The 23,147-nt window shown below is 40.2% G+C and carries 21 protein-coding genes; 8 read left to right on the top strand and 13 right to left on the bottom strand.

Translation table 11 applies throughout. The features are described 5' to 3' along the window. Positions 1-144: 144 nt before the first annotated feature. Positions 145-843 (bottom strand): Npun_F0296 family exosortase-dependent surface protein, encoded by a 699-nt coding sequence (locus V7K97_RS11410; protein ID WP_334801025.1) that lies wholly within the window; start codon positions 841-843, stop codon positions 145-147. 606 nt (positions 844-1,449) lie between these two features. On the opposite strand from V7K97_RS11410, the gene V7K97_RS11405 reads away from it, so the two are divergent. Further along, the gene (locus V7K97_RS11405; protein ID WP_334801024.1) at positions 1,450-2,187 is read left to right on the top strand and encodes a hypothetical protein; all 738 of its coding nucleotides are present in this window, start codon (positions 1,450-1,452) and stop codon (positions 2,185-2,187) included. Here V7K97_RS11405 and V7K97_RS11400 read toward each other — a convergent pair whose 3' ends face one another. Next, a complete protein-coding gene (locus V7K97_RS11400) occupies positions 2,188-3,516 on the bottom strand; it encodes an ABC transporter substrate-binding protein (RefSeq protein ID WP_334801023.1) in 1,329 nt (442 codons plus the stop codon). Between the two features lie 532 nt (positions 3,517-4,048). Between V7K97_RS11400 and V7K97_RS11395 the strand changes: the two genes are divergently transcribed. Both V7K97_RS11395 and V7K97_RS11390 read left to right on the top strand, forming a co-directional pair. Continuing rightward, positions 4,049-5,095: a glycosyltransferase family 4 protein gene (locus V7K97_RS11395; protein ID WP_334801022.1), complete on the top strand. Its 1,047-nt coding sequence runs from the start codon at positions 4,049-4,051 to the stop codon at positions 5,093-5,095. Between the two features lie 208 nt (positions 5,096-5,303). Then, positions 5,304-5,432: a hypothetical protein gene (locus V7K97_RS11390; RefSeq protein ID WP_334801021.1), complete on the top strand. Its 129-nt coding sequence runs from the start codon at positions 5,304-5,306 to the stop codon at positions 5,430-5,432. Between the two features lie 18 nt (positions 5,433-5,450). On the opposite strand, the gene V7K97_RS11385 is transcribed toward V7K97_RS11390, so the two are convergent. The 3 genes from V7K97_RS11385 to dacB form a co-directional block, all read right to left on the bottom strand. Continuing rightward, positions 5,451-5,576 carry a hypothetical protein gene (locus V7K97_RS11385; protein WP_334801020.1) on the bottom strand — a complete coding sequence of 42 codons (126 nt, stop codon included), beginning with the start codon at positions 5,574-5,576 and terminating at the stop codon, positions 5,451-5,453. Positions 5,577-5,790: 214 nt separating this feature from the next. Continuing rightward, positions 5,791-6,705 (bottom strand): S66 peptidase family protein, encoded by a 915-nt coding sequence (locus V7K97_RS11380; RefSeq protein WP_334801019.1) that lies wholly within the window; start codon positions 6,703-6,705, stop codon positions 5,791-5,793. Positions 6,706-6,821: 116 nt separating this feature from the next. Then, complete coding sequence (dacB, locus tag V7K97_RS11375) at positions 6,822-8,291, bottom strand: D-alanyl-D-alanine carboxypeptidase/D-alanyl-D-alanine endopeptidase (protein WP_334801018.1); 1,470 nt, start codon at positions 8,289-8,291, stop codon at positions 6,822-6,824. Positions 8,292-8,520: 229 nt separating this feature from the next. Between dacB and V7K97_RS11370 the strand changes: the two genes are divergently transcribed. Further along, a complete protein-coding gene (locus tag V7K97_RS11370) occupies positions 8,521-9,120 on the top strand; it encodes a hypothetical protein (RefSeq protein WP_334801017.1) in 600 nt (199 codons plus the stop codon). A gap of 558 nt (positions 9,121-9,678) precedes the next feature. Here the strand turns inward: V7K97_RS11370 and V7K97_RS11365 are convergent. Then, the gene (locus V7K97_RS11365) at positions 9,679-10,824 is read right to left on the bottom strand and encodes a BMP family ABC transporter substrate-binding protein (RefSeq protein ID WP_334801016.1); all 1,146 of its coding nucleotides are present in this window, start codon (positions 10,822-10,824) and stop codon (positions 9,679-9,681) included. A gap of 226 nt (positions 10,825-11,050) precedes the next feature. Here V7K97_RS11365 and V7K97_RS11360 point away from each other — a divergent pair, with 226 nt between their 5' ends. Next, positions 11,051-12,553: an acyl--CoA ligase gene (locus V7K97_RS11360; protein WP_334801015.1), complete on the top strand. Its 1,503-nt coding sequence runs from the start codon at positions 11,051-11,053 to the stop codon at positions 12,551-12,553. Positions 12,554-13,400: 847 nt separating this feature from the next. Here the strand turns inward: V7K97_RS11360 and V7K97_RS11355 are convergent. Beyond that, entirely contained in the window at positions 13,401-14,684 is a 1,284-nt protein-coding gene (locus V7K97_RS11355) for an ankyrin repeat domain-containing protein (protein WP_334801014.1), read from the bottom strand. Positions 14,685-14,981: 297 nt separating this feature from the next. Between V7K97_RS11355 and V7K97_RS11350 the strand changes: the two genes are divergently transcribed. Next, positions 14,982-15,452 (top strand): DUF4079 domain-containing protein, encoded by a 471-nt coding sequence (locus V7K97_RS11350; protein ID WP_334801013.1) that lies wholly within the window; start codon positions 14,982-14,984, stop codon positions 15,450-15,452. A 53-nt stretch (positions 15,453-15,505) separates the two neighbouring features. Here the strand turns inward: V7K97_RS11350 and V7K97_RS11345 are convergent, their stop codons facing one another. Then, positions 15,506-16,180 (bottom strand): DUF1997 domain-containing protein, encoded by a 675-nt coding sequence (locus V7K97_RS11345; RefSeq protein ID WP_334801012.1) that lies wholly within the window; start codon positions 16,178-16,180, stop codon positions 15,506-15,508. 178 nt (positions 16,181-16,358) lie between these two features. On the opposite strand from V7K97_RS11345, the gene V7K97_RS11340 reads away from it, so the two are divergent. Further along, complete coding sequence (locus V7K97_RS11340; RefSeq protein WP_334801011.1) at positions 16,359-17,015, top strand: NAD(P)H-binding protein; 657 nt, start codon at positions 16,359-16,361, stop codon at positions 17,013-17,015. 315 nt (positions 17,016-17,330) lie between these two features. On the opposite strand, the gene V7K97_RS11335 is transcribed toward V7K97_RS11340, so the two are convergent. Both V7K97_RS11335 and V7K97_RS11330 read right to left on the bottom strand, forming a co-directional pair. Beyond that, positions 17,331-18,128, bottom strand: a complete 798-nt coding sequence (locus V7K97_RS11335; RefSeq protein ID WP_334801010.1) for a methyltransferase domain-containing protein — start codon at positions 18,126-18,128, stop codon at positions 17,331-17,333. 144 nt (positions 18,129-18,272) lie between these two features. Then, positions 18,273-18,737: a DUF29 domain-containing protein gene (locus V7K97_RS11330; RefSeq protein ID WP_334801009.1), complete on the bottom strand. Its 465-nt coding sequence runs from the start codon at positions 18,735-18,737 to the stop codon at positions 18,273-18,275. A 336-nt stretch (positions 18,738-19,073) separates the two neighbouring features. Here V7K97_RS11330 and V7K97_RS11325 point away from each other — a divergent pair, with 336 nt between their 5' ends. Further along, on the top strand, positions 19,074-19,769 hold the full coding sequence (locus V7K97_RS11325) for a glycoside hydrolase family 24 protein (RefSeq protein ID WP_334801197.1): 696 nt from the start codon (positions 19,074-19,076) through the stop codon (positions 19,767-19,769). Here V7K97_RS11325 and menH read toward each other — a convergent pair. The 3 genes from menH to V7K97_RS11310 form a co-directional block, all read right to left on the bottom strand. Next, positions 19,759-20,571, bottom strand: coding sequence for a 2-succinyl-6-hydroxy-2,4-cyclohexadiene-1-carboxylate synthase (gene menH / locus V7K97_RS11320; protein ID WP_334801008.1), 813 nt, complete (start codon positions 20,569-20,571; stop codon positions 19,759-19,761). The genes V7K97_RS11325 and menH overlap by 11 nt on opposite strands. A gap of 425 nt (positions 20,572-20,996) precedes the next feature. Continuing rightward, on the bottom strand, positions 20,997-22,217 hold the full coding sequence (locus V7K97_RS11315; RefSeq protein WP_334801007.1) for a CPBP family intramembrane glutamic endopeptidase: 1,221 nt from the start codon (positions 22,215-22,217) through the stop codon (positions 20,997-20,999). A gap of 343 nt (positions 22,218-22,560) precedes the next feature. Beyond that, complete coding sequence (locus tag V7K97_RS11310; protein ID WP_334801006.1) at positions 22,561-22,947, bottom strand: metal-sensing transcriptional repressor; 387 nt, start codon at positions 22,945-22,947, stop codon at positions 22,561-22,563. Positions 22,948-23,147: the final 200 nt, after the last annotated feature.

Below are 23,147 nucleotides of genomic sequence, written 5' to 3'. Positions count from 1 at the left end.
GTTTTCAGTCCCACGTAGAAATGCGCCTCTCACTTCTGCATCAAGGGAATGTATGAGGAAAACTCTATGAGAAATAACAAATGTGTCTCTACGTCTGGCGTAGAGACACATCCTTAAGGCTTTTCAACAGGTATGCTGGTAAATTTATGCTTTTACTGTGGCTTTATGTTGTGAGCGTTTGAAGAGTGAAGTCATACCACAAGCACCAATTGCTAACACACCTAACATCGCATTAGATTCAGGAACGCTGGCTAGTCTATAGGCGTGGTTATCTGTTTCAAAGGCGACACCATCTGAGCGCAGCACAACTCGGTTAAATGTTTCTCCTGTATCAGCTACAAGATTGATAAAGAGATTAGATTGAAGGCTAGTCTGGTTACCATCAGCTGTAGCAGTTGGCACGTCTGAACCACTAAAAGTATTTAACAACTGATTCCCATTGTAAATGTCAATATAGTTGTAACTATCCAATGAACCTGCATAAAAACCGAAGTAATTAACAGCTTGTTTGAAGTCAATATTGACAAAACCAGTGTCGCCTGCAACATTACTACCTACTGGAGAAATGGCTAGAAAGTCAGTATTATCTCCATAAGGTGAGGCGTATTGACCAGATACGCTACCTTGAACGATGTTAGTAGTAATATTGGAGTAAGTCGCAAATCCATTGGGATCATTTGCTGTGCCATTATCAAAGGTGATAGTTTGGGCATCAGCGTAGCTAGAAAAAGGACCACTGTTGACTTGCATCGTCACAGCACTAGCTGGATTTGCACTTATGACTACAGCAGTTGTTCCAAGTAAAGCCAAGGAGAGTTTTTGCAGCATTCTAGTAATAAACATTGAAGAACACAAAGATAGTTAAGACCGAACTTTTTTGGAAACCTAGCTATGAAAAACTGGTTTCATTACTCCAACAAATTAGAAGACAATCACAAAGATTATTCGGTCTTTGCAACTGATCGTTCTTGGCTAAAACAAGCAGGAAGATGTAAGTTTATCTTCCTGCTTTGTAGTATTTAACTATTTTGATCTTTGTAACTCGCAAAAGATACGGTGTATATACTAAAATATCTTTAAAGATTAAGTGAAGGTACTTGTGTCATTATAGTGGGCAGGAAAAATGCATCTAAATTACTGTTGATCGCAACCAAGGTTAAGAACCAACAAAAAATCACCATTTTTCGTTTGGTTTAGCTTCTAAGACTCAAAACGATGACTACAATGGGCTATCCCTAAATCTTTAGGAATAAGTAGAGGAATGGAAAATAGGGACTGGCGATTGAGAAATAGGGTAAAACAAGAATGAATATTTAATTGAGCATTGGGCATTGGGTACTTGTACTGAGCATTGCCGTTGGCGCAGCCTCTCGTAGAGAAGTATTAGTTATTCTCCCTCTGCTTCCCTATCTCCCCTATCTCCCTATTCCCTCACTCCCCTAACTTTCTATGCAAACTGACTCTAACAGTCCTGATGGTGTTGCATCTGCTAATAACGAGCCTAATCCAGGAAAGTTTTTGATTCCGCGATCGCAGCGACAGAGGTTCTTTATTCAGTTTACCTTAATGACGCTCATCGGCTGGGTTGTGGGTGGTGTTGCCAGTATCGCCTTAGAGAAAATTATTCTCCAAAGTCTTTCATCTAGCGTTGCTACTCAACCACAAACATGGAGCATTTTGGTCAGAAGTCTTAGTAATGTTTTATTTGCCATAATTTTTGCTGCTGACCAGAGCCTTGTCCTTTCTCGGTATTTACCAGGTTGGCAGTGGCTATTTGCTACTAGCGTTGGTTGGCTGATTGCCAACGGCGTTTCTACAGCCTGGATTAACTACATTTCAACCATTGCCTCATCATCTCCTGAAGATACTTTGATTTTGGGATTTTTGTCTGCGATCGCTTATATTATTTCTGGTATTTGGCTAGGGATTTGCCAATGGCTGGTATTGAGACGATATACAGCAGGCATTTGGTGGTGGAATTTTTTACCCTCAATTTCTTTCTTCTTGATCGCTATTTTGGTTTGGTTGCTTTTTCTTGTGCAAAATTTGATTCCAGAAACAAACCGTAACTTTATATTGTATTGGAGTGGGCAAGGATTTACTGCAATAATTTTGGGGATTATACCAGCAATTGGCTTGTGTACCTTGAAAAGAAATTCACATCACCAGAGTGGAATTTCTGGTTGATCATCTAGATTGTAGGGAATTCCAAATTGAATCTAGGTTTGCTTGAGCTTGTTTGAGTGCTGTTTCTGGAGACGCACCTAGCATGGTGGCTTCGATGGCTCGACCTAAACTGTCAGACAAGCGAGTATAGCCAGGAATAATTGGTCGAGAACCTGCTACAGGCATTTGGTCAATAAAGACTTTCAAGACAGGTTTTTGCTGGAGAAATTCTTGATAAGCCTGACTTTGGGCAGATTTGAGGTTAACTGGTAAAAAACCCGTCCCTATACTCCATTCTGTTTGGAATTTTTCACTCAAGACATACTCGAAAAATTTGAGTGCGGCTTGCTCTCTTGCTGGTGTAGTCTTCATCAAATAGATATTTCCAGTACCTGTAACGGTAGCTCGCTTCAGACTTGCAGGTATGGGGAATACATTAAAGTCAACGTTGGACTTCATTATATAAGTCCAAGGGCCTGTGATCTGCATAGCAACACGACCTGCAATAAAAGCGTCTTCTTCATAACCTCGTTCAGGGGAAGAAAGAGTTGCTGAACCATCTTTTAACAGGTCTTGCCAAAATTGTAACGCTGCGATCGCACCTGGATTCGTCAAATTCGGACGGTTATTGGTAACAACTTCTCCGCCAGCGCTCAATAAAAAGGGGAACCAAGTAAATACAGTCCATTCTCCCTTCCCTAAAGGCAGTAATATTCCGTACTGTTCGGGTCGATTGTCGCCATTCCGGTCTATGGTCAATTTTTTGGCAACTTCCCTCAACTCTTCCCAAGTCTTAGGAACTTGCGTAATTCCCGCAGCTTGGAAAAGTTTAGGTCGGTAAAAAATGCCTACATTACTAGTGGAGAGTGGAATTGACCAAAGATGACCATCTAATTTTAATTCTTCCCATAAGTTGGGGCTAATTTCCGACTTTAATGGAAACTTGTCCAGCCATTCTTCTAAAGGTCGAATTGCCCCTAGTTCCATAAACTGACCGGTCAATTGAGGGTCGAATGACAGAATATCTGGAGGCGCATTGCCCACAACTGCTGTTAATATTTTTGGCAATTGGGGTTGACCGACAAAGATAGATTCCACCTGAATATCAGTATGAGTCTGATTAAATTTATCTACTAATTTATCAAACACATCCCGATTAGCAGGAGGATTGATTGATTGCCATAAATTCAGATGAATTACTCTGTCATTCTTCTGGACTGTCCCCTGACAACCATATAAGAATATGAAAAATATACTCAGAATAATTCCTATCAGCGACAGCCGCCAAGCAGAATTGGCCAACTGGCGGTAAAAATTCTGAATTTGGGATTGGAAAAGGGTAACTTTCATACCAATTTTTAAATTTTTTGGGAATCTTCTATACAAATTTTCTTTGCTAAAGAGTAGAGTGAAAATAAACGTATTTCACCCAATAAAGTGTAGGGTCGAATAGCAGTAATATGAATTGACTAACAAATTTATATGCGTGTAAATGCACAAAATCGTAATTACCATTATTGATTTTAGCTATGATTTCATTAACATTTTTATTGTTAATAATATCTATTTGATTTCCAATCTTATCTAAAAAATATTTGTACTCTTGCATCAGAGTTCAAATAGAATTTGATAAGGGAGGGACAGGAATATAACCTCCAGCAACTAATGCTATTTTCATATAAAAATCTCTCTTGATGATAAATTATTGATCCAATATACTACATTTAGTCTCATTCTTTGCGACTAATCATAAGTTAAATAGGTAAACATCCATTCTATAATAGGAAGGATATGTTGATTTCATTTAATTACCTTGTTTAGGTGAGAAAATGATGTTTATGAAAATACATTAACCACGAATATGTACCATAAATTATTATTTATGTCTACCCCAATGGGTGCTATAGGTTCAGGATTGGGAGGCGGAGTAGAGTTGACCCTATCTAATATTGCTACAGAGATGCTGCGGCGAGGACATAAATTAGAAATTGTTGCACCGCAAGGGTCTATTAGCAATTCCTTACCTATTAAAGAAATTCCCGGAGAACTAATACAGATACCAGCGCAAAATCAAAGTCGTAGCGATCCAATTTTCCTATATAAAAATTCTGTTTTAGCAAATATGTGGGATTATGCTCGCCAAGTACAAGCAGATTATGATTTGATTGTGAATTTTGCTTATGATTGGCTGCCACTGTATTTAACACCATTTTTTAGCCTGCCGATCGCACATCTGATCAGCATGGGTTCTTTGACAGATGCAATGGATCAGATGATTGAACAAGTAGCAATCAATTTCCCTGATACTATCGGTGTTCACAGTCAAGCACAGGCAGCAACTTTCACCTTTGCAGAACGGTGTATTTGTCTGCTAAATGGTTTGGATTTATCTATTTATCAATTTTGCCCCAAACCAACTCAGAGCTTGGCATGGGTAGGTAGGATAGCTCCTGAAAAAGGACTAGAAGATGCAGTAGCCGCAGCAGAAATCACCGGCATTACACTGAAAATATTCGGGTTAAAGCAGGATGTATCCTACTGGGAGAAAATTTGTCAAGAATACCCTAATGCTCCCATAGAATATGTAGGATTTTTACCAACATTTGAGCTACAAAAGGAGTTAGCTCAATGTCGATCTCTTTTAATAACTCCTCGTTGGATAGAAGCATTTGGAAATGTTGCAATAGAGGCACTTGCTTGTGGAGTACCTTTAATTGCTTACCGTCGGGGTGGTTTAACAGAAATTGTCCAGGAAGGCAAAACTGGTTTTTTGGTGGAACCTGATAGTGTTCAAGGTTTAGTAGAAGCAATTAAGCATTTGGATGAAATTGACCGCCGAGCTTGTCGCCAGCAAGCAGAAACTCTCTACTCTTTAGAAGCTATGGGCGATCGCACCCAAGAGTGGTTTCAAAAAATTCTGAGAAACTGATATAGTACTAATCTCGTTCAACTGAGATATTACTGCTATAGCGGTTCTCGAATGGGTGCAATACACTTTGACCTCACTTCCATTCCTCTCTCCTAAAAGGAGAGAGGCTTTGAATCTTGCTCCCCAACGCTACAAGGGTTGGGGCTGTTCTTGTTAGGTCTGTATTGCAGTCAACAGAGAAGCGCTATATAACCAATAGGAGTTACCAATGCAGCCATCAAACGTTGAAATTAATCAAGAATTCTGGAACAATTACGCCAAAAAATGGGATAAATCTCAAGTTGTTCTAGGTAATCAAAAGATTACAGATGATGAAAGAGATAAACTAAATGTCTAAATTCTTATCCAAAATTTCTCAAAGTTCATCAGTTTGATCAAGTTTAGTTTGTACCCATGCTTCAATCACTTCTCTCAACTCATTAGTCCATTGAGGAATTGATATGACTTGCTCACGAATCCCAGGACGTAGTTTTATAGTCAATGGCTTTCGATCTAGTGCAATTATTTAGGTGATGAATGGGCTACTGTAGAAGATGCAGTTGATATTGTGAATGAATATATTACACCATTTATTTATCAAGACAGCACAGTGGCAGAAATAGGTGTTGGTGGTGGTAGAATTGCCGCCAAAGTAGTTGAAAAGGTAAAAAATTTATAAAGAGCGCTAATTTGGATGATGGAATATTTGCGGTAAACTATGGTGCGTAGCTTGCCAACCTAGGCATCGCTAATATTCCCGCATCTCCATCTAAAGTTACCTCTACACCCACTGGTAATGCTGCATTGGGACTATCATGGCCAAAAGGCAAATCAGAGACAATGGGAATACCCAAATCGCCTAAGCGATCGCGCAATACTTCTTCTACACTAAAACTAGATATAGTTGGCGGCGCTTCACAACGAGTAAAACCCCCCAAAGCAATACCGCAGACTTTAGACAAAGCACCGCTCAAACGCCACTGTGTCAGCATCCTATCAATCCGATAAGGTGCTTCCGTCACATCTTCCAACGCCAGAATTACACCATCTAAATGTGGCAGGATTGGTGTACCCAAAAGGTGAGTAGCCACTGTGAGATTACCTGGTAGCAAAGTACCAGTAACCACACCACCACCCCAACCGCAACCTTTGAGAGGAGCGAAAGAACTACTTTCTACCCAATCAAATAATCTCTTAATTGACCAATCTGACTCATCGGCGAAAGTCGTCAGTACGGGGCCATGAACGCCGGAAATTCCTGCTGTATAAAGGCTCCATAATAAAGCTGTGACATCAGAAAATCCGATAAGCCACTTGGGAAGCCCTGAGTTTGGCCAATTCCAATTTTCTAAGATGCGGGTGCTGCCAAAACCACCTCTGGCACAGAGAATACCACGACAATCAGGATCTTGCCATGCTGACGCTAGCTGTTGACTACGGTTTTTGTCTGTCCCAGCTAGATAGCCCCATTGGTCATCTATCTGGGGACTGATTTCTAGTTTGTAGCCGTGCGATCGCCAAATTTCTATACTTCGTTCAAATGCCTCAAATTCTCGCAAAGCACCACTAGGGGCAATTACTCGTAGTAAGTCTCCAGGTTTTAGGGGCGGTGGTAAGATTTTAGATGGCATGAAAAAAATTAGGAGTGAAAAGTTTTAAACGTATTGGGCGCAAAATCAAAGGTTTGCTAACCTGCGGAGGCAGGTTTGGTTTGTGTAGCCGCGAATTATATTCGCCCAGGTAAATATTAACAACGCTGCAACTGTGTTAACAACACAACAACTTCATCAATTGCCTGCCGCACAACTGTTGCAGACTGATCCGACTGATTTACAATAATACTAAAAACTAGCGGCTCATACTTCGGCGCATTCATATATCCAGATAGAGAAACCACACCAGTTAACGTACCTGTTTTTGCTTGGACAATGCCCTCAGCAGGTGTATCTTGAAAGCGGTTTTTCAAGGTTCCACTTTTACCCGCCACCGGTAAAGATGCGCGATATATATATGCTGTTGGTGTTTTTGCCATTCCCCGCAAAGTTTGGACAAAAGCTTCTGGTGTCACCAAGTTACGACGTGATAAACCCGAACCATCCACTAAAATATAATTTGCTGGATCAACTCCCAATTTAGTTAAACTCGCTTTGACAACTTCCAAACCGACATCAGCACTAGTCTGATTTTTCACTCTGGTTTTTTTCACAGCTAATGCTCTCAACAGTGCTTCAGCATAAAGATTATTACTATTCTGAAGAGTTTCCATTAATAATTCAGATAAAGGTGGCGACTCTACAAAGGCTATTTCCTGTTGATTAACACCACCATTAACTACTAATGTTTGCCCCAAGGTAATTTTTTCTGTTGCCAAAGCTGTACGGAAGCGCCGTAAGAAGTAATAATTAGGGTCAACTACAGGTAAATTTATTAAATACGGTTCAGAATTCGTTGTCAGTTGTCCTTGAATTCTTAATACTGTTCCTGATAATTCGCGGGTAACATTGACGTAGGTTGGTTGATTTTGGGCAACCGTTGCTGACTGATTAATTATCCGCCACTGTTTCGCCTCGCCAGGATCAAGCCACAGGACTTGTAAAGATTTACCTACAGCTTGCGGTACAAGTTTGAAGCTAAAAATATTTTGATTCAGAATAAAGCTGCTGACTGGTGCGCCATCATCTGACTGCACATCTTCCCATTGCCAGGTGGGATTAACAATATCCCCTTGAATATAACTATCATCAGCGATCAACTGCCGAATTTGAGTAATACCTTTCTGTTTTAGCTGCTGTGCCAATGTTTGTAGTTGAGTATCACTTAAGCTAGGATCTCCCCTACCGACAACACGTAAAACACCATTGCCATTTTGATAAATAGAGGTGCGAATCCGAAAATTAGCACCCAATTGCTGCAAAGCAGCTGCTGTTGTCAGCAATTTGAGGTTAGACGCGGGAGTAAAATATTTTTGAGCATCTCGACTGTAAAGAGTTTGCCCAGTTGACAGGGGTTGTATCAAAATTCCCCAGCGCCCCCGACTAAATAAGGGACGATTGATTACAGCATCTATAGCTGTTCCCAGTTGGGTAGAGCAAATTGATTTTGTAGTGGTTGTTGGCGCGACTTGGGTTTGTGCTTTTGCAATAGAACTAAATCCTATCTGGCTAGTCAAAAATATTAACAAAACACCCAGTGGTTGATTGAAAGTCTTAAGTCTCACCGATTTTCCTTATCCCAAAGATAGATATTTTGACCTTGCCAAAAACTTCTTTCCGGAGAGAGAAGAAATTGCTCAGTAAAGTTACTTAACTAGTATAGGGAAGATGTTCACATGTTTCATACGTGGGCGATGTCTACGACGGGCTGCGCCTACGCACAAATTTATGGGACTACAAAATAGAAACGTAAGTCAACCTGCATATACACAAATACGAAATCGAGGCAATGGTGTGAGTACATTTTTATCTGGTGTAGCTGTATTACTCTCCACTTTGGCTTTGGGATGTAGCGGCTATGTAGCTTATGAAGTTTTGACGTTGCGGCAGACAATAAATGCTACTAGTACAGCCAGTAACACCATTCCCACTCAAGTCCCAAGTCCTACAGCTACAACTTCTCCACAAGCAACAGCCTCACCATCTCCTGCTAGTACTACAACTTCAGCAATTAACCCTGGTCAATTTGTGCAGCCTGCTTTTGGCAAAAAGGCAGAAGTTGAGTTACTTTCAGCAAAACGAATTAAAGATCCAGAAACTGGAAACCGTGATGTGGTAAATGTGCAAATGCGTATTCGTCGCCTTGCCACAGACGGAGTTGTTGGTAGCGATATTATATCGGTTGCTAGTACAACAGCCCGCAATCCTGACACTAGCGTAACCTACAAAGGAGTTGCTCTTAATCGCTCAACAGGAAGCGTTTCTTTGTTCCAAGTACGTCCACAAGCTTCCGCAGATGCTTATACGTGGCTAAGAGTTCCCGATGGGATCAATAATTTGGACATTTTTGTGCCAGATACAGCCGCATTTAAAAATGTACCAATTTCACTTTAGCTAGTTAACTGATATCAAATAACTCCCCGTCAAGGGCAGGGCTGTTTCATTCGATCTCTTAGAGATTTTGTCAATAGTATAAGTCAGAAATTTGCTTGATTTGGTCATTGAAAAGATACCACTTCAACGAGTAAATTTCAGTGCAAACGCGATTTTCTTGCCCAATCAGGTTTTTTATTCACCTGAATTTTCTGCTTGAAGCGCTTGTAAATCAGAGCCTTTTAGGGAATGAAACAGCCCTGCCGTCAAGGGGAGTTATTAGTGATTAGTCTTTGTTTATACAAGAGAGCGTTTGAGTTCTCTAAATAGCAGTCTGCAACTGCTACGCACAACCGTCAACTTGTGATGGCGATCGCATGAATCGGCGGATGCAAAAAAATCTAAAATTTGATAAGGGACTTCCAAATAAAAAAATATCCGAAAACTGAGGCAAAAACCCTCTCTATTTCTCCTCTCTCTGTGTTCTCTGTGTCTCTGTGGTAGCCTGCGGCAAGCCGCTTTGCGTCTACGTTTCTTTGGATAATTTATTTCTTGTCAGTCCCTAACCCGCAACTTGGGTTAGTATTGTTTACCTTTGGGAATTAACCCTTCAATTCCCTCAACATACCAATCCATCCCCAGTTGTTCCCGATCACCCAACACCTTACCCTTTGAGACTCGCACCAGCCCTTTTTGGTTTTTCACCGGGCCATCAAAAGGATGTGCAGTACCCTGAATAAACTCATCGCGCTTCCCATTTACCAGCTGTTGCACATCAGCCGGAATCGCCTGATTCATCGGGGAAATATCTACCATCCCTTCACCAATGCCATCCCAAACATCTTGAGACTTCCAAGTATTACTCATTACAGCCAAGGCTTTATCTGTATAGAATTTGCCCCATTTGTTAATAGTTGATGTCAGGTGGGCTTTTTGACCAAACTTACTCATATCAGTGTTGTAGCCAAAAGCATAGATCCCTTTTTCCTCAGCCAGTTGGACAACGGCACTAGAGTCGGTATGCTGCGTCAGTACATCCGCACCTAAATTGACCAAAGCTTGAGCTGCTTCTCTTTCTTTACCTGGATCGTACCAACTTTGTACCCAAAGTACCTTAACTTTTGCTTGGGGATTTGTTAGCCGTACTCCTTGAGTGAATGCATTGATTCCCCGAATTACTTCTGGAATTGGGTATGCGCCAATAAAACCAACTACATTTGTTTTTGTCATCTTGCCAGCAATCATGCCCGTTAAGTAACGCGGTTCTTCAAATCGTCCCAGATAAGTGCCAACATTGGCAGCACGTTTGTATCCTGTACAGTGTTCAAAGACAACATCACTAAAGTCCTTGGCAACTTTAATTGTTGGGTTCATATACCCGAAGGAAGTTGTAAAAATCAACTTATTACCATCTAATGCTAGTTGGCGAATCACCCTTTCAGCATCACCACCTTCGTTGACATTTTCGACAAAGGTAGTTTTTACCTTATCTTGAAGATTGGCTTCCATATCTCTGCGGCCTAAATCATGGGCATAAGTCCAGCCAAAATCACCCACAGCACCAACATAAACAAATCCCACCTTCAAAGGTTCATTTACCGCCACGGGGGATGCTGAGGGATACACCTCACCCTGCGATTTGGAATTTTTACCTTGAACACAACTAGTTAAGGCAAAGCTAGATCCTGCTAAAGTGACATACTTTAGAAAATTCCGACGATCCATATTTTATCGATGGGGTTTAGTTGGTGAAAAAGATTTTTCTGATTTCTAGCAACGACAGACACACTATTGACTTAATTTTAGCTCTTGTTTTTTGCCGTCAACTTACTAACAATGGTTGAATGGGGGATTGGGGACTGGGAAGCATTTTTTCCTTCTCTTTCTTTGCGTTCATCTCCCTCATCTTCCTCATCTCCAATGCCCAATTTTATAAATCTGGAGGTTTTAAATGAACTTATTTGAGCTTTTAGCAGGGGAAGACAATCATCCAGCCTTAGTTACACCTGGGGAGCGATCGCTAACTTATAAGCAATTGCGCGAGAATATTATTGAACTAGTATCCCAACTCAACAGCTTTGGATTGAAACGGGGAGAACCCATTGCCATTGCTATGACTAATGGTTCACCAATGGCTATTACCTTTTTGGCTGCCGCCCTGTGTGGCACTGCTGCACCCTTAAATCCCAAATACAAACAAGAAGAATTTGCCTTTTACTACCAAGATACCCAAGCAAAAGCACTGATTACGTTGTCTGAGGGGACAGAAGCAGCTATTGCCGCCGTCACAGCTGACATGATGCTGATTAACGCCAAGGTAAACACTGACGGCACATTAAGCTTTGAATTAGTCAAAACAGGCTCAGAACCAACACAATTCTCAAATCCCGTTGCCCCCAACGCTGATGATCTGGCGATGATTCTCCACACTAGCGGCACCACCAGTCGTCCCAAGCGCGTGCCAATTCGTCATCGCAACTTAATTGCTTCAGCCGGCAACCTCATTGATGCTTACTCACTCACAGCAGCCGACACTACACTTTGCCTAATGCCCCTATTCCACATTCACGGATTGGTGGGCTGTTTGCTGGCAACTCTGGCATCGGGTGGTACATTAGTTTGTCCCAATGGTTTTAATGCCCTGGAGTTTTGGAAACTGGTACATATCTACAAACCTACCTGGTACTCCGCAGCGCCAACCATGCATCAGACAATTTTGGCACGCGCTAGCCGCAACACAGAAATTGTCAAAGCTAACCCCTTTCGTTTCATTCGCTCTAGTAGCGCTTCCTTGCCCCCGATTATTATTGAACAGATGGAGGCAACTCTCAATGCTCCCGTGGTGGAATCTTACAGCATGACTGAAGCATCTCACTTAATGACCACCAATCCCCTACCGCCAAAAGTGCGGAAACCAGGTAGTGTAGGTTATGGCTTCGGTGTGGAAGTGGGCATTATGGACTCCGAAGGTAATCTGTTATCTCAGGGAAGCTTGGGTGAGGTGGTGGTAAAAGCACCTAATGTTATAGATGGCTACGAAAACAACCCCGAAGCTAACGCCACTGCTTTTGTAAACGGTTGGTTTCGCACAGGGGATCAGGGTACTGTGGATGAAGACGGCTACCTCCGCTTGACTGGACGCATTAAAGAATTGATTAACCGGGGTGGGGAAAAAATTTCTCCTTTAGAAGTGGATGATGCCTTGCTGCGCCATCCCGCCGTTGCCGAAGCCTTGGCCTTTGCCGTCCCCCACAAATCTTTAGGAGAAGATATTCACGCTGCTGTTGTCCTGAAGGCAGAAGCTGGCGAAAAAGAACTTTTAGCTCACTGTTCAACCATCCTGGCAGACTTCAAAGTTCCTAAGCAAGTTCACATTTTAGATCAACTACCTCGTGGTGCTACGGGGAAACTGCAACGGTTGGCGATGGCGAAATTGTTAAATATAGGGGAGTAGGCAATAGGGTTAGGTTGAGGTTTTGCGTTCGCTCTGGGGTTCCCGTTCGCGTAGCGTCTTTGCAGGAGAAGGGTAAACCAATAAACCCAATAAAAATAAGGAGATAACATTTTTGGTTATAACAGTCTTTTCCCCACAGTGATTATACTAAATTTAATTTTTTATTTATTTTTTCTTTGACTTTCCGTAGCGATCGCTCAAATAATCGCATATAAACCTTTTTTAGCGACTTGGTTGTATTTAGCCTTTAGGATAATACATAAAAAATGATCGTTAGAATACTTTTCTGTTCAAGTAAAAACTATATATTTTGCACATCTAGCACAGTAGGAAACGCCAAGGGGAAGACTAGGTAAAAGGTACAAGTTACAAGGTAAAAAGTAAAAGTTAAATTTACTTCTTCATGTTTGCTTTCTTTCTATCCTTGTGACACAAGCATTTAGCCTGCTGCCCCTTGGCGTTTTAATTTTTCCTTTCTCCGCCGTAGCAAGTTCACAACAGTTACGACGGAGTTTTGCTTTCTTTGTTTCTTCGGTCTAGACTTGGTTGTTTTAAACTTCCTTGGTATTCAATTTATTAACCTTCATTTAGAGGTTGTTTGAAAAGTATTTCGCTGTGAATTTAGGCACTTTTAGATCCCCCCTAACCCCCCTTAAAAAAGGGGGGAACCGGAGTCAAAGTCCCCCTTTTTAAGGGGAGCCACTGCGTTGGGCGGCGAGCCACTCTTGTTGCACGTGGCGTGGATTTAGAGGGATCTAGAACGTTTTGCTACCAAGAATAGGACTTTTCAAACAACCTCTTAATGATTTGTCAAGATATTTATGAAAATATTTGAGATGGCTATTAGCTATTCTTGCGCCCCAGCTTTTTGCAGACTCTGCACCACATTCTTATAACCATTAAATTCTGCAATCATCAAAGCAGTATAACCACCCCGGTTTTTCAAATTTACATCTGCCCCAGCTTGGAGTAATACCTGCACAATTTCGCTATAACCCGCTGAGGCTGCCCACATCAATGATGTTGCCTTCGCTGAGTCTTGAAAATTCACATCTGCCCCCTTTGTCAGCAGCAAATGTATGATCTCTATGTGCTTGCGTTCGGTTGCCTTGATCAAAGCAGTTTTCCCATCATCTCCCGGAGTGTTGGCATCAGCACCATAGTCTAGCAACACTTTTACAGTTTGGGTGTGTCCTTGTGATGCAGCTAACGTCAAAGGTACTTCACCAAGATTTTTCTCGTTAACATCTCCCCCAAAATGCAGCAATGCCTCGACAATTTGGCTATGTCCCTGCAATGCGGCTACAAGCAGTGGTGTATCACCCAGGCGGTTCCTAATTTGGACATTTGCACCCCCGTTAAGTAATACTTGCACGACATCAATGTAGCCTTCTACAACGGCAAGATGTAGGGCAGTTTCCCCATCTTGATCTTGAAGATTAATTTGGGCACCTCGATCTAGTAAAGCTGCGACGATCGCACTACTTCCAGATGCAGCTGCTGCCGATAATGCAGTTCCACCATCAGCGTTTTTCACATTCACATCAGCCCCTGCTGCTAGCAATGCTTCCACAACCTCTAGATGTCCCAAGTCTGCCGCTAATGTTAAGAGTGTCTCACCCTCCTCATCTGGGATATTGACATCGACACCAGTTTGGAGAATTGCTTCTATAACTTCTATTTTTCCCTGCTTAACGGCAAGTTTCAATGCAGTATCATCATCTCGATCGGCGATATTAACTTGGGCACCAGCAGCCAATAAAACTCGCACTACATCAATATGACCTTTGAGTACTGCTGCCATTAAAGCTGTGCTGCCATCTTCATTAGTGGCATTGACATCAGCACCTCTGGATAGTAAAAGCTGCACAATGTCAAGTTGTTTGGCACTAACCGCCAACATCAAAGCCGTCAAACCATAGAGTTTTCTAGGCAAGTTAATATTTGCCCCAGCATCTAGCAGCGATCGCCCAATTTCGGTATAGCCTAAATTGGCAGCAAACATTAACGCTGTAGTCCCCTGGCGATCGCACGCGTCCACCTTCGCACCAGCAGCCAGTAGCACACATAGCCCCTTGATATCACCACTTTGAGCAGCTTTGAGCAGCAAAGTATCGTTGTTTTCAGTCATGAATGAGATCCCACACTGGGGGTTTTGTTCGTCTACCCTTAAAACTCAGTCTGAGATTGTTTATCCACTTTTGCAAGAGGGTTATGCAATTCAAAATTCAAAATTCAAAATTCAAAATTAATAAATGCAGTCTCCGCAAGCATTATATCTTTTGATTGGCTCCAAATTAAAGTCAGGGAGACTTTACTCTTGTCTTCCCTTGTCATCCCTCAGCGTCTTTTAATTTGTGCAACTTTAAGCACAGAGAATAGAGTTATGCTAATTTTTATGAAGATTTCATAATTAGGGGAGAACACAATGAGTCCAGAACTTTCTGCATCGGCGAAATATTGGTTGAGCTTCTTCCATCCGGTGCTAATGTGGGCGCTATTAGTAGTCTCAATTTACGCTGCCTACTTAGGGCTAAAAGTACAGAGTACCAGAAATGCTCAGGGGGAAGAAAGGAAGGAACTGATTAAAGGTAGATATAATGACAGACACTACCAAATCGGGTCTATACTCCTAGCTTTGATGGTAGCAGGTGCGATCGGTGGGATGGCTGTCACTTACATCAATAATGGTAAGTTATTTGTCCAGCCTCACTTGTTAGCAGGACTAGGTATGACAGGTCTAATAGCATTTTCTGCGGCTTTGTCCCCTTATATGCAGAAAGGGGCAAATTGGGCGCGTGCAACTCACATTTTGATAAATTTCACCCTTTTGGGACTTTTTGCTTGGCAGGCTGTTACTGGGGTGCAAATTGTCCAAAAAATTCTCACTAAAGCCTAGTCTGTAGGTTATTTGTCAGTTAACAGTTATCAGCCTGTTAACTGACTATTGACTCACCGCTTTTGCTTAGAATTAGCCGGAAAGGGGATTCCCAAAGATTTATGAAAATCTTGCTGAACTTTGCGAGTTAAGCGGCGGGAGACTTGGCGGACGATTTGGTTAAGTACGCGATCGCCTGTAGATTGAACTATAGACTTGGGTAATCGTTGAATAAACCGGGGAAAGTGAAGATAAACGATCAAATCCAATTCCCACTCAACTCTTGTAACCTTGCCAATGCTAGTAGAAACATCGGCTTCTATTAACTGTAGAGATGCCCGATAGTCTACGTCATAACCAGGCGGTTGGTAGTCAGGAATGGGGATTGTACGGATACGGTAAATACCTTCATCTGGGGGCAACAATTCCAAACCAATCTTCGGTTCTACTTCATAACCAAAAGAACCAAAACGACCAATTGTTAAAGCATAGCCATTTTCCCCAAGTGATTGTACCTTCATCGGTTCAGCGCAGCGCGAAAACCATGAGGCGTGAGCATTGAGATACTCAGCAACCTGATCTACTGGGGCAGCCATTTCCATAAAATCTTGATAACGACCGTAAAACTTTGTCAGCGTCGCTACATCGGTTTCTATTAACGTGTGTTCAGCTTCTTCCTGGCTGGGCGCTACAGGTAAAACTGCTTCTGTTATTTCCCAGGATTTATATTCGCCTTTTCTTGAAAGCATAAATGCATTACTGTATACATTGGCGTTCGTCTATATTAATGATTCCCAGCACGCTTGGGTCATTTAGTACTAATATCCGATTTTTACCGAAACCTCATTAATCTACCATTACCTCCATAGAATTACTAAAATAAAGAACTGAACAAGCACACAATAGTTTCCCAGGATAGCATTTCTTATGAAAGCATTTGTAGCAGGGGCAACAGGTGAAACAGGTCGCCGAATTGTGCAAGAATTGATCGCGCGGAATATTCCCGTCATAGCCCTGGTGAGGGATATAGAAAAAGCTAAGGGTATTCTGTCTCCTGAAGCCCAATTAGTTGTAGGCGACGTGTTACAACCAGAAAGTCTGACTGCTGCGTTGGGAGATAGCACAGTTTTATTGGTTGCGACTGGTGCAAAACCTAGCTTTGACCCCACTGGTCCCTATAAAGTGGATTTTGAAGGGACTAAAAATTTAGTAGATGCTGCCAAGGCAAAGGGAATTGAGCATTTTGTCTTAGTTTCTTCTTTGTGTACTTCGCAGCTTTTCCATCCACTCAACTTGTTTTGGCTGATTTTGTTGTGGAAAAAACAAGCTGAAGAGTATATTCAGAAAAGTGGTCTTACTTATACGATTGTGCGGCCTGGTGGGTTGAAAAATGAAGATAACCTGGACGCGATCGTTATGCAAAGTGCAGATACACTATTTGACGGTAGCATCCCCAGGCAGAAAGTCGCCCAAGTTGCAGTTGAGGCGCTGTTTACAGCAGATGCACGCAATAAAATTGTCGAAATTGTTGCGAAACCGGAAGCAGCCTCAAAAAGCTTTCAGGAGCTATTTCAACAGTGCTGATATCCCATCGGCTCACATTTTCATGGAAAAGCGATGGCTACGCCTACGCACTTTGTCAAGTAGTTTGCTTCATCTAAATTGACCGGCCTTGATTGCACTCCCGAAAGCGATCGCTCCATCCTACACCCAAAACGTAGGGAAAAGCGCATTGATCATACGGCGCTTTACCCCTACACTGATTCACCAGACACAAGCCATCGCTCTCTTATTACCTTCATTTTTATAAACAGCGATATAATCGAAGATTATCCATCCGATGACGATAGGCAAGATCAAAAATAAAATTTAAAGCCAAAATGCCGCTCGATTTTTTTGTTATGCTTTTTTTTCTGCTTCAACTTCAATCATTACCATAGCTACATGAACATTACCTTCTTCATCTAGTGGTACTTTCTCAATGTATTTTGTAGATATTACTTCGATGAATTGTTCCCTTTTTTCTTCTGGTACTCGTTCTATATAAGGCATCCAAGTTGTCCGAATCCATCCCTTAAACATTTCCTTTCCAGCATGAGTCATATCTTTGGGAATAAGTTCTATGCGATTTATTTGAAAGCCAGATTCCAATAACATTACTTCATACTCTTCTACTCCGAGAAAGCCGTAAGGAAACTCAAAATCTTTAAAATATGACTGCCATTCTGGAAATAACAGTATTTCATCTAAAACAGATATATATAAACTTACACCGCCTTTTCCCCCCATTTGAAGGAGTATTTTCCCGCCAGGTCTGAGGCTTTTAAATAAACCTTCTACAACTGGTTTATGATTTTTAACCCAATGTAATACTGCATTTGAAAATACAACATCAAAACATTTTTCAAACAATAAATCACGAGCATCCATTACCTTAAATGAAAGGTTTTGATACTTATCTATTGGATACTGATTTGTTGCAAGCGTTATCATCGAACTGGAATTATCAATCCCAATTACTGATCCATTACATACCACATTCGATATTTCATGGGTTACTTTTCCATCACCACAACCTAAGTCAAGAACATCCTCTGATCCGTTAAGAGATAATTTTTCTATAAGTTCTCTCGCCCATTTTTGTTGGGCTTGAGAATGTTTTTCATAGTCTTCAGCATTCCAATTATATGTTTGCATGGGTTCCTTTTTTTGAGCATAACGTGTATATACGACATCTACAATCGAAAAATAACAAAAGCTGATTTACAGACGTATTAGCATAATAAGTAATGAAGAGCCGTAATTAATTTTGTCTGACTACTTACAAAATCACTTTTACTTTTATTGTGGGAAGTACTCACTATTAAAAATATCTTCGGGAGAAAAAGGGCATTGTTCTGGAAAAATTTCAGGGGATAAACCTGTTTTTTGAATGGCTTGCCTTCTGGCTTTAATATAAACTGCACCTAAGCAGCTAAGAGAATAATTATAAAGTGTTTTTGAACGAAAAGAAAATTCTAGCTCATCGCGGAAATTAGTTATTTCTATTTGCCAGCCCCGTTGACAATTTTCTTTTTCACTTTCCCAATAACTATAAAGTAAAAGATGAATTAATAATTGTTTTAAGTAACTTTCTACTTTTCGTCTTTGTTCAATTCCCAAAGCTTCAATTTCTTCTGCTAGATGTTGCCAATCAATATTTTCAATATCTTTATTTTCTAATTGTTTAAGTGTTGTTTCTACCCATAAATAATGATCTTCTTCATAAAGGGTAGGCTCAACAGACTTTAATATTTCTGTTGTCATAGCTAATTGCTGGTGAAATTAACTATCTTATTATAATAGGACTTACGCAAACAATAGCTAAAACCCTGATTTTGAGGTAGGGGCAATTCATGAATTGCCCCTACAGTGTGTAGTTTTGCGTAAGTCCTATATAACTTGGGAGTATCTCGCTTGCTATACTGATTCATGCCCTTTTTTCCTAATTACCAAAAAAAATGAGGAAATGGGAATAATAACTAACAATCAGGTGTGAACTTTGTCAGAATGAGTTCGTCGATGATTTTTGTTAGCAAAGAAAGCGAATTTGAAGGAGATTAGATTCTGAAAGGCTTTGAATTCAAAGGTGTTGAAAAACTTATTGGGCCAATAGCCGCGCTTCTCGGCTTCGTGTATTTGTTGCAATGGTATATTGGAGACTTGCGATCGCCTTCCGATCCTGTCTTTACAGATCAACAGCCGCCTTTGGTCATGAAACAGGGCGACCCCTATATCCGTGCTTTAATGCGAACCATCTCGGCGAGTGAGGCTAGTGGCAAACGTCCTTATTCGCTCTTATACGGTGGACAGCAAATTAACGACCTCAGCCGACATCCTGAGATATGCGTCACAATTGTCACAGGCCCAAACACAGGTAATTGTTCCACTGCTGCTGGCAGATATCAAATTATCAACGTTACTTGGTATCGTTTAGCCCCCCGTTATCACCCAAGACCGATGCCGATGATGTTTTGGACTGCTTATAGTTTTGAAGCAGAATATCAAGATGTAGTAGTTTACCGTTGGTTGAGCGACCCAAAAGCTTGGGGAACTGATATTTCTCAACAGTTACGTCAGGGAAAGTTAAATGATGTTTTGCGGCGACTCTCTCCCACCTGGACAAGTCTAGGATATGGTATAGAAACTAATTCTGTTAGTAGCTCTTTAGCTAAGATTTATCAGAAAATGTTGCAAGAGGAATTAAGTGCCGCGAAGCAACCATCAACAGTAAACTTAGCCCCAACTCCCCAGATTCAGCCACCAAAGAAGCAGCAAAATAAGTTAACTAATCATTGAAAAAATCTCTGATATTTTGCACAAATTCTACAGTATTTTCAAAGTGAATATTATGTGCAGTATTCCTAATTACTTTTAGTTGTGTAATTTTACATATATTAGCTATTTCTGTATTTATATCTCTAAACTTTTCGTCATTTTCACCAGCTAGTAAAAGTAGAGGCTTTGTATTATCTTTGAGTTTTCCCCACAAAGATGGTTGATTACCAGTACCCATAAATTGGAGTGATTTTGTTAATTCAATCAGATTATTATGCAAACGATTTTCTAGCAATTTTTCAAATTCTGGATGATTTTTGATAGAACCAAAAATTGGCTGACTATACCAATTTGACAGAAAAGTAGCAAAATCAGTTTGAATAATAGTTCTGCTTAATTTTTTAGCTATCTGAGCATCACGTCTAACTCGTTCTAATCGCTCCGCTTCTGTTGCTAAACCTGGGGAAGCTGATTCTAATACAACTTTAATAAAACGTTCTGGAAAATGCAGAGTTAGATATAAAGCTAATCTTCCGCCCATTGAATAACCAATTAAGTAGCATTTATCTATTTTTAATTCATCTAATAAATTGATTATTGCTTGGGCAGTTGCTTCTATTTTATAGAATTCATCACTTCCTAAAACTTGGGTTTTACCATGTCCTGGTAAATCAAGGGTAAGATAAGAAAAATCTTCACCTAGTAATTTTATGGCTTCATCAAATTCATTAATGTTTCCCATGAAGCCGTGTAACCAAAGAATTAGAGGTTTGTTTATATTGAGGTTTAAATAATAGTTAAATTTATATTCTTTTAACGTCATTTTTAAAGGAGATATCTAAAGTCTCAATTAGTATAGGACTATAGCGGTTCTCAATTGCATGAAATATAGACCTAACCCTCAGCCCCTTCCCTACTAGCGTTGGGGAGTAAGCCTCAAAGCCTCTCTCCTAAAAGGAGAGAGGTTTGGAGAGAGGTCAAAGTGTATTGTATACAAATGAGAAGCGCTATAGTATTTTATCTTTGAAATACACGTAGGGGAGCCAGTGCGTTGCGGAGGTTCCCGACGCTCAATGACTCGCTAACGCTGCGCTATCCGTTGTAGCAACTGGCGTTGTGTTAGCGCAGAAAGTACGGCACCACAAGCTTAGATGGTGCGTTACGCTCTGCTAACACACCCTACAAGACTACTTAGATTTTTTCAGAAATCAAATATGATTCCTATATGATTTTTCACTCCAAGTTGAGTTAATTAGTTTCAGAGGCTTTAGCATCGTTGGCATAATAAGGAATAATTGCATCATTCTTAGGAAAATTTTTATAAATAAAGTAGATAAGAAAGGGAAGAGATATAGCGATCAGAAAAACTCGTTGACTTAACAATGGTTGTATTGAAGCTTGATAGTCTTTTATCGAAACAAATGCACTTCTTTCGATTTCTGATGTGCTGAAATAGTCTATGATATTTAAGATTGTAACAGTAGTATTATGGAAAAAGTGAAAGAGTATTGATGTTATTAAACATCGGGTTTTAAAATATAAAATTGATAAGATAATACCCGTGATAAATAAAGGAATAATATCAAATCGAAAATGAAAAATTGCGAATAGGAAAGATGAAGTTAAAATTCCTGCTTTTACTCCCCATTTTATTGACCATTTTGGCAAAATTATTCCCCGAAAAAAGAATTCTTCTATCAGAGGAGCTAAGAGCATAACTGAAAAGCTCCAGAGGATCATTTCTAAAATATTAGTAACAGGTTTTTCATTAATATAACTTTCCACATATTTGGGTAGAATAAATGATAATTTGTATAATGTTACAGTATTGAAGCCACGCTGGAAAGCAAATTGTATAGCAAAAATGATTATAATTAACTTGAAATTAATATAGTTTTTATAGCCCATAATTTTATTAAAATCTAACCCTTCTTTTCTAGAGGTTGTTAAAAAAATTAATCCCCCAAAGATGTAAATAATTATATTTAATAGATTGAGGATAGTTTGATTTTTTATCAAGTTAGAAAAATTCAAATTATTTAATAAACAAAATATTCCTAATATCGAAAATAATAGAACTGGTAAGGCAATTATCCAAGATAGCAATAGTTCTGGAATATTAATCTTCTCAAATGGTTTATTTACCAAAGTTTCATCCTGTAAAGAGACACGATTTCTCTTAGAGGGAATAAGTAATAAAATTGACAATCCGACCAAACTTAATAACCCTAGCCATCCCCAATTAGACGAATAACCTTTACTTTTAATATAGAGACGACATCCTTTAATAAAAAATCCATACCCGACTAAGACAAACCCTAAGATTAAAAAAGATATTAATATACCAGAAATAGGAAATAAACTATTTAAATATTTCTTAGATAATCCAAGGGTAATCAATGGAATAAATTGTAAAGCAAGTCCCAGCAAAATTTGATTGATAGCTTTTTCTTTCTTATTATTTTCCATACATGATCCTCAAACAATAACTTTGTTAAAATAGGAGTCTGATAACTAGGCGTAGCTTGCCGCCATAAGCATCGCCTTTTTGATCCTTTGCAAGATAGGTAATGCCAAAACCTCCGCTTCTGAATACACGTAAGATACTTGTGTTCATTTTGGCACAAATAACCCTCAGTCTGAGTCAATACACTAAATCTCGCACGTCTACAAAATTAGGACTTACGCAAACAATAGCTAAAACCCTGATTTTGAGGTAGGGGCAATTCATGAATTGCCCCTACAGTGTGTAGTTTTGCGTAAGTCCTAAAAATGTTTTGTCGTGCGAGTTAATTTTTTATTTTTCTAATTTTTAAGGTAAAAATCGATCCAAAGCAGCTTTTAACTGTTTAATTTCAACGTCAATATTACCTTCTTGTGCGGCTCTACCAATACACTCGGTTAAATGTTCATCCAAAACAATTCGTGCTACCCGATCCAATGCGCCCCGCACTGCGGCAATTTGTAGTAGAACATCAGGACAAGGTGTACTTTGCTGCACCATTGTCTTGATACCACGAACATGGCCTTCTATACGCGATAATCGATTCACAATTCGGCGTAAAGACTCTTCGCTATGGAAGTGAGGATGAGTCGATTCTCCAGTTCCATGAGTATGATCTGTATCGTGATGGTGGGAATGTTCTGCTTGCTGGGATGTTGGCAAGGATTCCTTACCTAATCGGTTTGATCCATTCATGAGTTATCAAAGGACTTGTAGTAATAAGATCCTAGCCTAGTACTCGACCCAATACGCTTGAGTTAGCGCCAAAAACCTTGAAATGTGTAGGTTGGGTTGAGGAACGAAACCCAACATTTTCAGGGCTTTGTTGGGTTGCGCTTTGCTTAACCCAACCGACAATTTTCCTTAACTGAACCGCATTGGTACTCGACCAACCC

It is taken from the genome of Nostoc sp. (assembly GCF_036917815.1).
GTDB lineage: Bacteria > Cyanobacteriota > Cyanobacteriia > Cyanobacteriales > Nostocaceae > Nostoc.
Note: the sequence above shows the minus strand (reverse complement) of the source record. Positions and strands in the feature narration are given on the sequence as shown.